The sequence below is a fragment of the Asprobacillus argus genome, assembly GCF_032248395.1.
In the GTDB taxonomy this organism is placed as follows: domain Bacteria; phylum Bacteroidota; class Bacteroidia; order Flavobacteriales; family Flavobacteriaceae; genus Polaribacter; species Polaribacter argus.
In genome coordinates, this window is record NZ_JAVTTO010000005.1 from 58,901 (window position 1) to 73,493 (window position 14,593).

Below are 14,593 nucleotides of genomic sequence, written 5' to 3' on the forward strand. Positions count from 1 at the left end.
TTTGGATATACTAACGTTAGCTACAATAGCCCTAAAAAAGGTCAGTGATAATTTCCCCACCGCACAAGAGATTTTTATTTGATTTTGCCAACGCACAGACAAGCACATTGCGTCTGCCCTTCAGGACAGCCACAAAGAGCTTGCCTCCCCACCCGCACATTTAAGAATTTGAATTTCGTTTTCGAGTTGGATACAACTTCTGCTTAAAATCGGTGATTTCATCTTTCAATTTTTGGTTGGCACTATTCAATAATTCATTTTGATGCTTCATGATACTTAATAAGTCATGCATGGCATTGAGGTTTTCCAGTTGAACTGAAACGATTTGTTCTAAATCGGCTTTGGTATATCTTCTGCTCATAAGAATTGCTTTTTGACAATAATTAATTTTTACGAAAATACAATTAATTGTTGTTTTATGAAATTTTAATTCGATTAAAACGAAAGAAATTTGCATGAAACTATAATCCTGAACTAAAACCGTTTGTTTTGAACATATTATATTTACACCAAACAGCAATTTAGTTGCATGATGGATAAAATAAATTACAATAGGATAAAAGCTGTATTGGCTGAAAAGAATGTATCATCTAAGGAGCTAGCAAAGTATCTTGACAAAACAGAATCTACTGTTTCGAGATGGTGTACTAATGATGTTCAACCTTCTGTAGAGGTCTTTCATCAAATTGCCCAGTTTCTTGATATAGATATTAGAGAGCTTTTTGTATCAACGAAAAATTAGAATGGATTGAGCTCTATGAAAATAAAGAAAACAGAAATAAAAGAACTCATCCAAATTATAGGTTTCAAACCACAGGACGGAGAGAAAGATATTTACTATAAAAATTATCCCAAGCATAAGGACTATATCCTCAAAATAGATTTTGAAAACGAAAAAATTGAGTACGGATCAAAGATCAAATTAGGAGACTTAACTACAAGCAATTTTGAACACAGTGAAAATTTTGTTGTGTTAGAATGTGTTGACAGAGTTTTAGAAAAAGGATATGCTCCAAATAAACTTTCGTTGGAACATAAATGGCCAATGGGAAGAAAAGAAAAAGGCAAATTGGACATTCTAGTCTTCGACAAGGATGACAAAGCCTATTTAATGATTGAGTGTAAAACTTGGGGAGATGAATACGAGAAAGAGAAAAAGAAGATGCAGCGTGATGGTGGGCAACTTTTTTCATATTTCCAACAAGATACCGCTGCACAATACCTCTGTCTTTATGCTTCTCGTGTTTCAGACGGAAAAATTGATTATTCCAATGAAATTGTAAAAGTTGATGAACAATGGAACGAACTGAATAATCAAAAGGAAGTTTTTGATCATTGGAACAAGAACTTTAAAGACAATGGGATTTTTGAAGACTGGGCAAATGCCTATGACGTTGAAATTAAAGCTATAACCCGAAATAGATTAAAAGAGCTTACAGAGGAAGATAGTGGAAGGATCTTTAATCAATTTGCAGAAATTTTAAGGCACAATGTTGTTTCAGATAAGCCAAATGCCTTCAATAAAATCTTCAATTTATTTCTATGCAAAATAGTTGATGAAGATAGAAAGGACACTGAAGAATTAGACTTTCAATGGAAAGATGATGATACGGATGAATCCCTCCAGAATAGATTGAATGATCTGTACAAAAAGGGAATGAAAGACTATCTAACTAAAGAAGTAACAGATTATAATCAGAGTCAAGTTTCGGATAAACTAATTCGATTAGACCAGGCAGACAGAGAACAAATTTTAAAAATGTTCTCGGATTTACGTTTACGAAAAAATCCAGAATTTGCTTTTAAAGAAGTTTTTGACGAAAAGTCATTCCGTGAGAATGCTGTTGTAGTGCGTGAAGTTGTGGAATTACTTCAACCTTATCAAATTCGGTATGGACATAAACAGCAATTTTTGGGAGACTTCTTTGAACTACTTTTAAGTACAGGAATTAAACAGGAAGCTGGACAGTTTTTTACTCCAGTTCCTATAGCTAAGTTTATTATTTCATCATTACCTATCCGAGAGCTTATCAATAAAAATATTGACAATGACAAAACCCAAATACTACCATATATTATAGATTATGCTGCTGGAAGTGGTCACTTCCTCACTGAAGCAATGGATGAAGTTCAAAACATTATTCAAGAGATTGATGAAACCAAACAGCGTCCTTCAGTAAAACGAAACTTGAGTAGTTGGAAAATTAATCCTTTTGATTGGGCATACGATTATGTCTATGGTATTGAAGCAGATTATCGTTTGGTAAAAACCGCCAAAGTAAGTTGCTTTCTAAATGGTGATGGGCTGGCAAATGTGATTCATGCAGACGGTTTAGATCATTTTAAAAATAGTACAGATTATAAAGGGAAACTCAAAGAAGTAAGCAAAGATGACCCCAAAGACAATGGTGTTTTTGACATTTTAGTTGCAAACCCTCCTTACTCGGTTTCATCATTTAAAAACACACTCAAAAATGGTGAGGAATCTTTCAATCTTTTCAATCGACTGACAGACGACAGTTCAGAAATTGAAAGTTTATTTATTGAGCGTACCAAACAACTATTGAAACCTGGAGGTTGGGCAGGAATCATTTTACCAAGCTCTATACTTAGTAATTCTGGAATTTATACTGATGCCAGAGAAGTTATTTTAAAATACTTTTCGATTAAAGCGATTGCTGAATTTGGCTCAAACACCTTTATGGCAACAGGTACCAATACCGTAACTCTCTTTTTAGAACGTAGAGCTAATAATGATTGGAAAAAGATAGAAACTGCTATTAAGAAGTTCTTTGAAAAACCCAAAGAAGCTACGATAAATGGCATTGAAAAAGCTTTTGGGAAATATATAGAAGAAGTTTTTGAGGATGTTTCTTTACAAGACTATTTCAGTTTGATAAACAAAAAACCAAATGAAACCATAAGTAAACAAGAATTTTTTATTGATTACAAAGCATGGTTTAACGGCTTAACTGAAATCAAGAATCTCAAGAAAAAACATAAAAGCGTACTAGATAAACTAAGAGTAAAACTAAAAAAGGAGAAGGACGAAGAGAAAAAAGCTAAAACTCAAAAGGAAATCGAAAAACTTGAAATAGAACAACCTAAAGAAATTACACGCTTGTTTTACAAAAAAGTGTTTTCTAAGGAACAGGATAAAATGCTTTATTTCTTTTTAGCACAACCACAACAAACGGTTTTAATTAAGGTTGGTGAAAAACAAGCCGAAAAAGATTTTATTGGTTACGAGTTTAGTAGTAGACGAGGACATGAAGGTATAAAGATGTATCGAGACAATGGCAAACCTTCAACCAAGCTCTATGATGAGGACAATCACTTAAACGAAGAGAAAGCCAACAGCTATATATATCATGCATTTTTAGGTGAGCAAAAAGATATAATAGAAAGTTTGCAAAACAACCTAAGTACTTTTGATCTAACAGAATTAATTGACTTTAAGAAATTGAGCTTTGAAAAAGCCATTTCCATTAACGCAAAAAAAAAAGTCAAAGTAGCTAGCAAATGGCCTGTACGTAAATTGGGCGATAACTTAATTACTCTTCTTGACGAAAGAAGGAAACCGGTTACAAAACGAGATAGAAAGAAGGGGCCATATCCTTATTACGGTGCAACAGGTATTATTGATTACGTTGCAGATTATATTTTTGACGAGCGCTTAATTCTGCTTGGGGAAGACGGGGCAAAATGGGGTGCAAAAGAAAACTCCTCATTTATTGTTTCAGGCAAATACTGGGTGAACAATCATGCTCATATTCTGAAAGTCAATGATGAGCTTATTAAGGACAAGTATTTAGTTGAAATACTTAATCAATTTGATTTGAGCGGATACATTACAGGGTTGAATGTGCCAAAGCTCAATCAACATAATTTGCTTCAAATTAGAGTTCCATTACCACCAAAATCAACTCAAGATAAAATCATAATAGAAATAGATGCAGTAGAACAGAAAGAAAAAGCAGGGATAGAGAAAATAGAGCGGTTGAGAGAAGATATTTCTTCCGTTATCAACCGAGCTTCAGGAATAGCTACAAAACTAAAAGTAATTACTTCAAAAATTGGAAGTGGTGCAACGCCAAAAGGTGGCAATTCTTCATATCAAAGTAGCGGTATCAGTTTAATCAGAAGCCAAAATATTTATGATTACGGTTTTGTAGAAAAGGGGTTAGTATTTATAAATGATGAACAAGCGAAAAAACTTGATAACGTAAATGTTGAGAAAAATGATGTTCTATTTAACATTACAGGGGCTTCAATAACAAGATGCTGTATTGTTCCAGAAGGATATTTGCCAGCAAGGGTAAATCAGCACGTTTCAATCATTCGGACAAATGATAAGGCTTTGCCTAAATACGTGCAAATGGTTTTGGTAAGTACTGAATACAAAAATCAACTTTTACAAATTGGAGAAGGAGCTACCTCAAGACAAGCAATCACAAAACAGCAATTGGAAGAATTTAAAATTCCAGTTCCTTCAATTTCTGAACAACAGAAAATAGTTAACAAGATAAATAAACTCGAAACAGAAATAGATCGAATAGAAAGTGAATTGGCGACTATGGATGAGCAAAAAGAAAAGGTTTTAAAAAAATATTTAGAATAGAAATGTCAGCGCTATTTGCACATTGCCATCCTCGTTCCTGCGGTGGCAAAGAGCAAAGCCAACGCGCAGATTAAAAAAAAGAAAATCAAATAAAAATCTCTTCTCCCCTCGCTTGGAAAAAGGGCAATGAAAAAAGAAAATAAATAGTAAACAGAAACGGCAGTGCTAATCGGGCTACAGTAGCTAACAAGGTGTATAGGTCATAGCCTCCCTTCGGTCAGCAACGCCCCATACACAGAACGTTGTAAACAATTCGCCAAAGGCGAACTTTGATCTGTGTTGCTACGCAAACACTACATCTCAAAGTAAATTGTTTACAACAGAGCGCTAAACCAAATTGCTTGTCTTTCATTAAATATACGAATCGCCTTTGAGCGGGTATCGAACCAAAAAAGTGTACAACTCATGCTAAATGCAATTTGATCCTATTTCTCGAATTCCCAAGACATTAAATTCTACATAAACGCTTCGAGAAAACGAAGCTAATTGACAATCAATAATTTGAGATTATATCGAAGTCTTTTGCTCAAAATATTGATAAAAGAATTTAGTATCTTTTCATTCTCGAAACAGAACTGCGTTTAGCGCTCTGTTGTGTTTCATTCGGAAAAGCCAACCGCACATTAAGCACATTTGGTTTTCTCCTTTGCACAAACCAACCCCAAAAAACCAAAAGAGCTTAACCTCCCTCCCGCTGAATTAGGAGTTTCTTTTTCGAGTTGGATATAACTTTTGCTTAAAATCGGTGATCTCATCTTTCAATTTCTTGTTGGCACTATTCAATAATTCATTTTGATGCTTCATGATACTTAATAGGTCATGCATAGCATTGAGGTTTTCCAGTTGAACTGAAACAATTTGTTCTAAATCCGCTTTGGTATATCTTCTGCTCATAATGTAAGTTTTAAAAAGTATTCTTTAGATTTTCTAAACAAATCTATCTATAATCTATCAAAATTCAAAATAAAACTTTAGATATTCTATATTTTTCTTTATAAGAGTTAAATTTATCTCAACAAATTCGAAAGATTTATGACCTCTTTAGGACTTTATTTGACCAAAAAATCTGTGAATAGAGCTATGGTTTCGAGACGAACGGGAATCAGTCAAGCACGACTATCTCAATTGACTTCCAACGAATCAACTAAGCTCCGTGCAGATGAACTCTATTTGATTGCTTTGGCAATTGACATATCTCCAGGAGAGATGTTTGAGGAAATTTTCAAAGACTTGAAATTGGAGAATGACTAATGAAACGAGATGACTTTCTTCTTGTCGATAAAATTAGCCTAATAGAGACCCGTTTTATTAAAAATGGTTGGGTCACTATATATGAAAGCGAGCATAATGATGTTGACCAACATCTAATATTTTGCTGTCTTGTAAATCAAGATAGGTTTGATTCTTATAAACTTGATAGAGATTGGGTTATTCAGCCAACATCTGAAGGAAAACCAGCTGTTTATGGGGATGGCAGATATGAAACCTATTCAGATGAAGGAATTGAGCCATTCATTTTTTCCAAGCATTTCAATTTTAACGGAGGTCATGATAGCTATATCGAAATAGCAGAAGAATTTGTCCTCTATTTCAAGCTCTATGAAAAAGGCGAGAATAAAAAGAAGAGAAGCTTCTACTTTATTGATGAAGTTGGAGACTTAGTAGAAGTAATTAAAATTCAGCCTAAAAAAGTTCAAGTTAGACTAAGCTATTTAATGGAATACATTTCGGTTCGCAAGGTCAATTTTTCCATCTGTTTTGACTTCATGCGATTATCATCCAAAAGCTTGTCAGAACTTGAAACAGAACCCAAAGATCAAGACTTCAAAGAAGAAAAGTGGACGTACAATCATTTTATAAGGCACTTAGAACCGAAGAAAACTCAAAGCTGGATTCATGGCAAGTGTTTTATAAAGTATGACCCGTCTAAAAGCAATACTTATCATTTTGATAATTTCCAATACGAGTCATTTATGACTGGTTATGATGACAATGGTAATGAGGTCTATCAATCATGTGAAAAGGAAAACGAAAAATATTTCGTTTTGACCTATTTCAAAAAAGAGGTTTTAGACAAATATTACAATGACCCATCAAGATATAATGTCTCTGGGTGGCGAGTTAGTTCAGATTTTTTTTCATTAAAAATAGATAACCATCATGATGAATATGTGGCCGTATTCCTTGTCGAGTTAAGAACTATACCGCAAAAAGAGCAGCTACATTGGAAACAATATAATATTCCTCCTAGAGAAGGCATGAGTGCCGCTTATTACAAAACAATGATTGAGGGAAGTTGGGCTGAACATTCTGGAACTCCTGATTTATTCTTTAAAGAGAAATATGATTCGATAAACAAAAAATGGGCTAAAAATTTCGGTTGGTCAATATACAAGCCATTGTCTGATGAAGACAGTCATAACTTCAAATCTCTACACATTCCTACAACAAATAATATTAAAGCATTTTGCGAGCAAATATTGGCGTTGGTTAAAATCACAATTGACAGTCTAAATGAAAAAGAATTAGGAAAAGGAATTGAACTTGAACAAAATGATAAAGGGATTACAAAATTTGAGAAATTTCTAAAATCGAAAGGTCATGAAATCCCTGAAATGATTGAGTTCCTTAGACACTTGCAGGATTTAAGATCAGGACTTGCAGCGCACCGTTTTAGTAAGAAAAATAAAAATGTCAAACGTGCTATGGAGTATTTCAATTTAGAAGATAACAATTTAGTTGAAGTCGCAACCGATATGTTTATCAAGTCAATTTTCACATTAAATACCCTAGAGTCATTATTTCTAAAGGAAAAGAACAAAAAATGAGCTTAGAAACTAAGTCACAAGAATTAAAAAATTTGGTATCAACCTATGATACTCAATGGTTTCTTGGTGATCTTTCAGGTTTGATGAAAAACATAGCTTCAGGAAGAGCACAAGATCAACTTGGTCAACTCTCTTCACCTATGCGTCAGCTATATTTCCTTGGTGGTCTTGCTGTTTCCTCTGATGGTAGTAATGGGATAGATATTCAATACACACCTGAGAAATGGAATAAGATTGTTGAACTCCTGAATGAAATAGAACGGGAGTATGATAAGCTTTTCTTCCCAAAACCAGACGAAGAAATTGATGAAGAATGGAAAAAAATTAGGCAAGTGGCTATGCCATCATTCCTATCTTACTTTAATCAAGGTCCATTAAACTATGAAGAGCAAACCATAAATTGGGTAAATGACTTGTACTCTCAATTAGATGATGCGATTGAAGCTGAAACCGGTGTAAAAACTGAAGACTTCATTCAATTCTACAATAATTTAGATGATTTAGTCCAGCGAAAATTTCAAGGATTTGGAACAAGAAAAGATCTTTTTCAAGAAGAATGGTTAACCTACACCAAAATCCAAATGGGTGTTGTTGATGAAGCTCCTGATTTTATCAAAGAGATGGGAGAGCAAAATCGACCCATGTATACGTTCGTTGCTGATCATGGTATCATTAACCGCTTCAAATTAGAAGACTTGGTTTCTGATGAATTATCAATTGAAACGATAAATATCATTTTATCGCTTCTTACCTGCAAAAGAGGACAAAGTGATTTTCTATACTACACTTCAACAAGACCAAGCAATCCGCTATATGAGTTTCCTATCATAGATATTGGAGAAGAAATATTTCAGGTGTTTGAAGTTAAACAGGTAATTCATGCAATTGATGATTTGCTTGAAAGGATCTGTTCGAAACAGAGTAAAGCAAAAGACAAGCTCATTGACAAAAAAGGGAAGCTTCTTGAAAATAGGATTGTAAACCTGTTCAAGAAATTCTTCAAAAAAGATTATAAATGTTTTGAGGGTTATTATGTTGATGGTTGTGAACAAGACATACTGTTTCTATGGAAAAAATATGCTTTTATCATTGAAGCAAAAGGATACAATTTGCGTGAGCCAATGCGTGATCCTAACAAAGCATTTGTGAAAATAAAGGATGACTTCAAAGCTTGTATTGGTTATGGGCATACACAAACTAAAAGAGTTGAACAGAAATTTATTGATCAAGTTCCTTTAAAAATTGAGGATAAGAATGGGAACCTGATTGAAGAAATTGACACAACTCAATATGAAGAAAATGATTTTTCAATTATTGTTAATATCAATTCATTTGGGCAAATACAAAATGATCTATCGACTCTTTTAGAGGTTGAAGAAGACGGAATATATCCTTGGGTGATTAAACTTGATGACTTAGAGACATTTTTTCTGACAATGATTGCAAAGAAGAAAAGACCTCAAGATTTCATAAACTACCTTTATCTAAGAGAAGAATTACATGGTAAGCTGATTTGTTCAGATGAGCTTGAAGTTTGTGGTGGGTATTTGAACGGAGTATTAACAGAAAAGAAAATTGAGAAAGCAGACAGAATTGTAACTACTCCTGATTTACCTGAAATTTTTGATAAACAATATAATAAGGGAATGGGGTTTGACAACGAGAAACTATTAGCAGAAAAGAAAAGTGGAAAGTATATGTTTTGGTAATGCCAACGCTATTTGCACATTGCCATCCTCGTACCTGCGGTGGCAAAGAGCAAAGCCAACGCACGAAAAAAAATGAAGAAAAAGAACGAAAACACAACAATATGTATAGTGCATAGCTACCCTGCGGGATAGCTACGACACCATACATGGAACGTTGTGCACAATGCGAAAAATCATTCTGAAATTGAAAGTTTGAACTAAAAAAGCCAACGCGCAAACAGCACATTTATTTTTTCCAACCGCAAAAAGCCAACGCTAAAAAAAATAAAAGAGCTGTTTTTCGCCAACGCTCGAAAAAAATGATACATTAGGAAAATGCAAACCGAAGAAGAAATCCTAAAAATAAAAAAAGTAAAAAACACCGCAGTCAGAACTGTGGTTTTACGACATCTTTTGAGCCAAGAAAAAGCACAATCGTTGAAAGATATTGAAAACGCATTGGCATACACGGACAGAAGTTCGATTTTCAGAACGCTGAAAACATTTGAGGAAAACAAAGTTATCCACAGCATTGAAGATGGTTCTGGAATGACCAAATATGCGGTTTGTGCCAAAGGTTGTAACTGCGACCCAAAGGATTTGCACTATCATTTTTATTGCAAAAACTGCGATAAAACATTCTGCCTTTTTGATGTTCCTATTCCCAAAATTCAACTTCCTGAAAACTTCAAACAACAACAAGCAAATATGGTCGTAAAAGGTCTATGCGACAACTGTAACAAGTAATCTTTGCAATCGAGTTGCAGTAAATCCCAAATACATTTGCATTATTCTTTTAAACCAGAATAAGCAGATGAAAAACATATTTTTAAACACATTATTTCTATTCGTATCAATTATAACGTTCGCACAGACGAGCGATATTTCCATTTCTGTGAAAGATGCAGAAACCAACGAACCATTATTGGGAGCGACCGTCTATTTTGAAGAATTAGAAAAAGGAGCAGTAACAGATTTTGACGGAATTGCCACATTTACAGAAATCCCAAATGGAAACCACATTATAAAAATTTCATACATAGGCTTCAAAACCATAGAAACTACTATTGATGTTGGAACACAAAAGGAGTTCGCTTTCAAGCTCGAATCGGGAGGTAATGAACTTGACGAAGTTGTCATACAATCTTCAAGAAGTACACGCACAGTAAGAAAAATTCCAACTCGAATTGAATTTATTGGAGCGGAAGAATTAGGCGAAAAAGCGGTAATGAATCCGACCAATATTTCAATGGTACTTCGAGAAAGTACAGGAATACAGATGCAACAAACTTCATTAAGTAGTGCAAATACCAACATTAGAATTCAAGGTCTTGATGGTCGTTACACACAACTTTTACGAGATGGATTTCCACTTTATGGCGGATTTTCAAGCGGTTTGAGTATTCTGCAAATTCCGCCATTGGACTTAAAACAATTTGAAATCATTAAAGGAAGTTCATCAACACTTTATGGCGGTGGAGCAATTGGAGGTTTGATAAATATGGTATCAAAAGCACCAGACGAAGAGCCAACTTTGGATATTATGTTGACACAAACACAAGCGTTAGGAAGTACTGCTAACGTATTTTATAGCAAACGGAATGAAAAATTTGGAGTTTCATTATACGGTTCAGGTCATTATCAAAAGGTTTACGACCCAGAAGATGATGGTTTTAGTAATTTACCACAAACAACATCTATTTCTTTCAACCCAAAATTATTTTATTATCCATCGGAAAAAACAACATTTTGGTTTGGCTTAAATGGAACGTATGACGATAGAATTGGTGGCGACATCACAAAAATTGAAAGTGGCGAAAATGGCATCCATCAATATACCGAAGAAAATCTATCGAAAAGGTTGAGCAGTCAAGCGGTTTACGAAACTCAATTAGATTCGGTTAGTTCATTAAATATTAAAAACAGCATCTCATTCTTTGACAGAAAACTAACCATTCCCGATTTTGCTTTTGACGGAAAACAAATAAATACATTCACAGAAATGAACTATCAAAAGTCCGCCAATAAAACAGATTGGATTTTTGGTGCAAATCTCTATACTTCTGATTTTGATGAAAATGATAATGCGACTTTGCAACGTGACCAAACAGATATAACATTCGGAGCATTTGTAAATAATATTTATGACATTTCGGATAATTGGATTTTGGAAACAGGATTACGAGCAGATTACAATACTGATTTTGGCTTCTTTCCGCTTCCAAGAGTTTCATTGCTATACAAAAACGATAGCGGATTTTCGAGCAGAATTGGTGGTGGTTTAGGCTACAAAATTCCAGATATTTTTACAGAAGAAGCTGAATTTATCAATTTTGAAAATGTACTTGGAATTGATAAATCTTCATTAGAAGCGGAACGTTCTTATGGTGTAAATCTTGATTTCAACTATCAAACACGCTTATTTGAAACCGTAGGTTTTTCTATTAACCAACTGTTTTATGTAACTGCGATTAATGATGCATTACTGTTAAATTCAACTGATAATGGATTTTTTCAATTTGAGAATGCAACAGACGAAATTTTGAGCAAAGGTGCTGAAACAAACATCAAGTTTACCTACAAAGATTTTCGATGGTTCTTAAATTATGCACTCATTGACACAAAATTGAATTATTTGGCTGGAAATCCACAAAAACCGCTAACTGCAAAACATAACGCAGGAAGTGTTTTGATGTACGAATCTGAAAAATGGCGAATCGGTTATGAAACGTTTTACACAGGAAAACAATTTTTGTCCAATGGAACTGAAACAACCGATTTTGTAACGATGGGATTATTGTTAATGCGAAACTTTAAATTTGGTAGTGCTTTTGTGAATTTTGAAAACTTTACCGACAGAAGACAAAGCAGGTTCTCGCCTTTAGTTTTGCCACCACACGACAATCCAGAATTTCCCGAAATATATGCACCAACAGACGGTTTTATATTTAGCGTTGGAATAATTATAAAACCTTTTGGAAATGAAGATGACGACTAAAATGAACAGAACAATTTTTGAAATCAGTAAGATGGATTGCCCTTCCGAGGAAAATCTAATTCGAATGAAACTGGACGGAATTGAAGAAATCAAAAATCTCGATTTTGACATTCCCAACCGAAAACTGACTGTTTTTCACGATGGTCAAAACGACCAAATTGAAAAGTCAATTATCGAATTAAATTTAGGCGGAAAGAAAATTTCGACCGAAGAAATCAACGAAAAAGATTTTGTAGAAAACACCAACCAAAAAAAGCTACTTTGGATTGTACTGGCGATAAATTTTGTCTTCTTCATTATCGAAATGACCACAGGACTCATCTCGAAATCAATGGGATTGGTTGCCGATAGTTTAGATATGCTTGCGGACAGTTTCGTGTACGGAATTAGTTTGTTTGCGGTTGGTGGAACGTTGATTAAGAAAAAACGGATTGCAAAAATTGCAGGCTATTTTCAGATAACACTTGCGATTATCGGATTTGTGGAAGTATTGAGAAGATTTTTTGGAGCTGAGAAACTTCCTGATTTTTCAACGATGATTATCGTTTCGATTTTAGCACTTATCGCAAACGGAATTTGTCTTTACATTTTGCAAAAGTCAAAGAGCAAAGAAGAGGCACATATGAAAGCGAGTATGATTTTTACATCAAATGACGTGATTATCAATTTGGGAGTAATAATCGCAGGAATTTTAGTGAATTGGCTAAATTCCAACAAACCTGATTTAATTGTTGGAACAATCGTTTTTATAGTGGTAATACAAGGTGCATTTCGGATTTTGAAATTAAGCAAGTAATCGAAATTGCCAACGCTTAAAGCCAAACACATTTACAGTCGCTCAAGCCATCGCACCACCAAAACTGTAAAAGAGTATGTCTTGCCAACGCTCACTTTAGAACTAAACAACAAACATCGGAAAACCAAGCAGAACGTGAAAAGCACTATGCACAACAACGTATATAGCTCATAGCTATTTAGTTACATAACCGAAGTTAAGGTGTATTTGCGAGGTCGCCAAATTTTTAAATTTGATTATATTTGAAAAAAAAGTAAATATAAAAATTTAAAAATCTGGCTTGTGCCCAACCGAAAGGAAACAGCTATTTTGCACGCTACGAGCCATATACAAGACCGTTGTAGTGCATTAATAAAAAATGAAAGAAGAAGAAATACCAGATTATAACATTTTTATGATGTGCGAATCACTTGATAAAAATGCACTTTCCGAATTATCAAAAGAATTTAAAATTAGAAGTTGCAGAGAAGACGAACTACCTATTTGGAGGGCCTTTCCCTTTGACAATCCTAAAGATGCAATGGAATATGACCAATTCATGGTAGAATATTTCAATTCTACTTACAAAGGAAAAGAAACCGAATTCTATAATAAGACTTTATTCGTATGCGATAAAAATGATAACCCTTTAGCGACTTGTATGGTTTGGAAAGCCTATGGAGTATTTAATGCTATTCATTGGTTCAAAGTGCTGAAAAAAGCAGAAGGCAATGGAATTGGTCGTGCACTATTCTCAATTATTATGAAGAGTTTAAAAGATGAAGATTACCCAATATATCTTCATACTCAACCTTCAAGTTTTAGAGCCATTAAATTGTATTCTGATTTTGGGTTTGACATACTGACTGATGAAAAAATTGGAACAAGGCAAAATGAAATTGATGAATCTTTACCAATATTGAAAGAATTTATGCCAGACGATTTTTTTCAGCAACTCCGATTTAGAAAAGCACCAAAACCTTTCGTTGAGACGGTAAAGCGCTATAAAACAAATGAATTTTGAAAATTAAACCAAAAAGTAAAATGAAAGAATTCTTCAAAGACATATTTGAATATCACAATCACTTTAATCAAAAGTTGGCTGAACAACTTACTGAGAACGAAAATGAAATAACAAGTAGGACAATTCCTCTTTTTTCTCATTCAATTAATGCACAGCAAATATGGAATGCAAGAATTCTCAATAAAAGCCAATTTGGTGTACACGAACTACATTCACTTGAGGAATGTAAAAGAATAGATAACGATAACTTTAAGAATGTTATTAAGATTCTTAACGAGCGTGAATTGGATGAATTAATATCCTATTGTAATTCAAAAGGAGAAGAATTTAAAAATTCGATTCAGCAAATCTTATTTCACGTTGCTAATCACTTTACGCACCATAAAGGACAAATAATATCAGATTTAAGACAGAATGGAATTTCCCCAATTGTTACTGACTACATATTCTATAAACGATAAATAAAAAACGCACTACAACAATGTATATGCGATAATTGCTTCCTATAGTCAGCAACTACGCATATACTAACCGTTGTAAACAATTCGCCAAAGGCGAACTTTGATCTGTGTTGCTACGCAAACACTACATCTCAAAGTAAATTGTTTACAACAGAGCGCTAAACCAAATTGCTTGTCTTTCATTAAATATACGAATCG

General features: G+C 34.0%; 12 protein-coding genes. 10 read left to right on the top strand and 2 right to left on the bottom strand.

Translation table 11 applies throughout. From position 1 onward, the window contains the following. Positions 1 to 160: 160 nt before the first annotated feature. The gene (locus RQM59_RS12875; RefSeq protein WP_349242533.1) at positions 161 to 361 is read right to left on the bottom strand and encodes a hypothetical protein; all 201 of its coding nucleotides are present in this window, start codon (positions 359 to 361) and stop codon (positions 161 to 163) included. A 168-nt stretch (positions 362 to 529) separates the two neighbouring features. Here RQM59_RS12875 and RQM59_RS12880 point away from each other — a divergent pair, with 168 nt between their 5' ends. Together RQM59_RS12880 and RQM59_RS12885 are read left to right on the top strand one after the other, a co-directional pair. After that, on the top strand, positions 530 to 742 hold the full coding sequence (locus RQM59_RS12880; protein WP_349242534.1) for a helix-turn-helix transcriptional regulator: 213 nt from the start codon (positions 530 to 532) through the stop codon (positions 740 to 742). A 15-nt stretch (positions 743 to 757) separates the two neighbouring features. Next, positions 758 to 4,621 (top strand): restriction endonuclease subunit S, encoded by a 3,864-nt coding sequence (locus tag RQM59_RS12885; RefSeq protein ID WP_349242535.1) that lies wholly within the window; start codon positions 758 to 760, stop codon positions 4,619 to 4,621. Positions 4,622 to 5,320: 699 nt separating this feature from the next. Here the strand turns inward: RQM59_RS12885 and RQM59_RS12890 are convergent. Continuing rightward, positions 5,321 to 5,515, bottom strand: a complete 195-nt coding sequence (locus RQM59_RS12890; RefSeq protein WP_349242536.1) for a hypothetical protein — start codon at positions 5,513 to 5,515, stop codon at positions 5,321 to 5,323. Between the two features lie 138 nt (positions 5,516 to 5,653). On the opposite strand from RQM59_RS12890, the gene RQM59_RS12895 reads away from it, so the two are divergent. From RQM59_RS12895 to RQM59_RS12930, 8 genes are all read left to right on the top strand, one after another. Next, positions 5,654 to 5,872, top strand: coding sequence for a helix-turn-helix domain-containing protein (locus tag RQM59_RS12895; protein ID WP_349242537.1), 219 nt, complete (start codon positions 5,654 to 5,656; stop codon positions 5,870 to 5,872). Next, positions 5,872 to 7,449, top strand: coding sequence for a hypothetical protein (locus RQM59_RS12900; RefSeq protein WP_349242538.1), 1,578 nt, complete (start codon positions 5,872 to 5,874; stop codon positions 7,447 to 7,449). The genes RQM59_RS12895 and RQM59_RS12900 overlap by 1 nt, the downstream gene beginning before the upstream one ends. Next, positions 7,446 to 9,158 (top strand): hypothetical protein, encoded by a 1,713-nt coding sequence (locus RQM59_RS12905; protein ID WP_349242539.1) that lies wholly within the window; start codon positions 7,446 to 7,448, stop codon positions 9,156 to 9,158. The genes RQM59_RS12900 and RQM59_RS12905 overlap by 4 nt, the downstream gene beginning before the upstream one ends. A 315-nt stretch (positions 9,159 to 9,473) precedes the next feature. Beyond that, complete coding sequence (locus tag RQM59_RS12910) at positions 9,474 to 9,884, top strand: Fur family transcriptional regulator (protein WP_349242540.1); 411 nt, start codon at positions 9,474 to 9,476, stop codon at positions 9,882 to 9,884. Positions 9,885 to 9,951: 67 nt separating this feature from the next. Further along, positions 9,952 to 12,135: a TonB-dependent receptor gene (locus tag RQM59_RS12915; protein WP_349242541.1), complete on the top strand. Its 2,184-nt coding sequence runs from the start codon at positions 9,952 to 9,954 to the stop codon at positions 12,133 to 12,135. A gap of 1 nt (position 12,136) precedes the next feature. Further along, positions 12,137 to 12,931 (top strand): cation efflux transmembrane domain-containing protein, encoded by a 795-nt coding sequence (locus RQM59_RS12920; RefSeq protein ID WP_349242722.1) that lies wholly within the window; start codon positions 12,137 to 12,139, stop codon positions 12,929 to 12,931. A 358-nt stretch (positions 12,932 to 13,289) separates the two neighbouring features. Further along, positions 13,290 to 13,934 carry a GNAT family N-acetyltransferase gene (locus RQM59_RS12925; RefSeq protein WP_349242542.1) on the top strand — a complete coding sequence of 215 codons (645 nt, stop codon included), beginning with the start codon at positions 13,290 to 13,292 and terminating at the stop codon, positions 13,932 to 13,934. After that, positions 13,931 to 14,395 carry a DinB family protein gene (locus RQM59_RS12930; protein WP_349242543.1) on the top strand — a complete coding sequence of 155 codons (465 nt, stop codon included), beginning with the start codon at positions 13,931 to 13,933 and terminating at the stop codon, positions 14,393 to 14,395. The genes RQM59_RS12925 and RQM59_RS12930 overlap by 4 nt, the downstream gene beginning before the upstream one ends. Positions 14,396 to 14,593: the final 198 nt, after the last annotated feature.

Bases quoted from the DNA above. Each gene is read 5' to 3' on its own strand.
- RQM59_RS12925 (WP_349242542.1), top strand. From the start codon at position 13,290: ATGAAAGAAGAAGAAATACCAGATTATAACATTTTTATGATGTGCGAA.
- RQM59_RS12890 (WP_349242536.1), bottom strand. From the start codon at position 5,515: ATGAGCAGAAGATATACCAAAGCGGATTTAGAACAAATTGTTTCAGTT.
- RQM59_RS12920 (WP_349242722.1), top strand. From the start codon at position 12,137: ATGAACAGAACAATTTTTGAAATCAGTAAGATGGATTGCCCTTCCGAG.
- RQM59_RS12905 (WP_349242539.1), top strand. From the start codon at position 7,446: ATGAGCTTAGAAACTAAGTCACAAGAATTAAAAAATTTGGTATCAACC.
- RQM59_RS12915 (WP_349242541.1), top strand. From the start codon at position 9,952: ATGAAAAACATATTTTTAAACACATTATTTCTATTCGTATCAATTATA.
- RQM59_RS12875 (WP_349242533.1), bottom strand. From the start codon at position 361: ATGAGCAGAAGATATACCAAAGCCGATTTAGAACAAATCGTTTCAGTT.
- RQM59_RS12900 (WP_349242538.1), top strand. From the start codon at position 5,872: ATGAAACGAGATGACTTTCTTCTTGTCGATAAAATTAGCCTAATAGAG.
- RQM59_RS12880 (WP_349242534.1), top strand. From the start codon at position 530: ATGATGGATAAAATAAATTACAATAGGATAAAAGCTGTATTGGCTGAA.
- RQM59_RS12885 (WP_349242535.1), top strand. From the start codon at position 758: ATGAAAATAAAGAAAACAGAAATAAAAGAACTCATCCAAATTATAGGT.
- RQM59_RS12910 (WP_349242540.1), top strand. From the start codon at position 9,474: ATGCAAACCGAAGAAGAAATCCTAAAAATAAAAAAAGTAAAAAACACC.
- RQM59_RS12895 (WP_349242537.1), top strand. From the start codon at position 5,654: ATGACCTCTTTAGGACTTTATTTGACCAAAAAATCTGTGAATAGAGCT.